At 42.8% G+C, this 948-nt stretch carries 1 protein-coding gene; it reads left to right on the top strand.

Translation table 11 applies throughout. The annotated features are described in order from the left end of the window. Window positions 1–824 (top strand): transposase (locus LI091_RS18365; protein ID WP_265191448.1); only part of this gene is annotated, 824 nt, incomplete at its 5' end. Window positions 825–948: the final 124 nt, after the last annotated feature.

Below are 948 nucleotides of genomic sequence, written 5' to 3'. Positions count from 1 at the left end.
AGAAACGGGCTTCCTATCCAACCTTCAAAAGTAAACATAACCGGTTCCAGTCATACAGAACGGTAAATCAAAAAGATAATATTCGTATTGTGGGAAGATATATCAAACTTCCGAAACTTGGATTTGTTAAAATACGGCAGTCGATGGAAGTGGAAAAGATTAATCACGTGATCATTGAGCACACACCGGCTGGAAAATATTTTGCGGTTTTAAATGTTGATTTTGAACCGGAACCACGCTCAAATGCTGGCGGAACGATAGGGATTGATGTCGGGATCAAAGCGTTCTACTCCGACAGTAATGGAAATACGGTATCAAATCCCAGATATCTGGAACGCTCAATGCGAAAACTCATAAGAGAACAGCGCAGGCTTTCCCGAAAACAAAAAGATTCCCATAACCGCGAGAAGCAGCGGATCAGGGTGGCAAGAGTGTATGAGAAAGTAACCAATCAGCGGAATGATTTCCTGCAGAAACAGTCAACGATGCTGGTGCGTGAAAACCAAACCATCTGTATTGAAGATCTGAATGTTAAGGGGATGATCCGGAATCATAAACTGTCAAAATCGATAGCGAGTGTTTCCTGGGCAAAATTTTTTGAAATGCTGGAATATAAAGCTGGCTGGTATGGAAATGAAATTCACAGAGTACCAACGATGTATCCGAGCAGTCAGACCTGCAGCTGTTGTGGCTACAGAAATCCACGGATAAAAAATCTGGGCATTCGTATCTGGGAGTGTCCCAAATGCCATGCGGTTCATGACCGGGATACGAATGCAAGTATCAATATTCTGAAAAAAGGACTGCAGATGCAGTCTGCATAAAGATAAAAACTGTACCGTAGGGCATACGGGAACAGTATAAATATAGCTTGTGGACACTGTGTAAGACATTGCAGTACCGTAAGGTGTTTGCCAATGCAGTAGTGGGAGAAGCAAGAATCCCCCT

The organism is Blautia sp. MSK20_18, assembly GCF_020553125.1.
Taxonomy (GTDB): Bacteria; Bacillota; Clostridia; order Lachnospirales; family Lachnospiraceae; genus Blautia_A; species Blautia_A fusiformis.
This window is presented reverse-complemented; position numbering and strand designations above follow the sequence as displayed.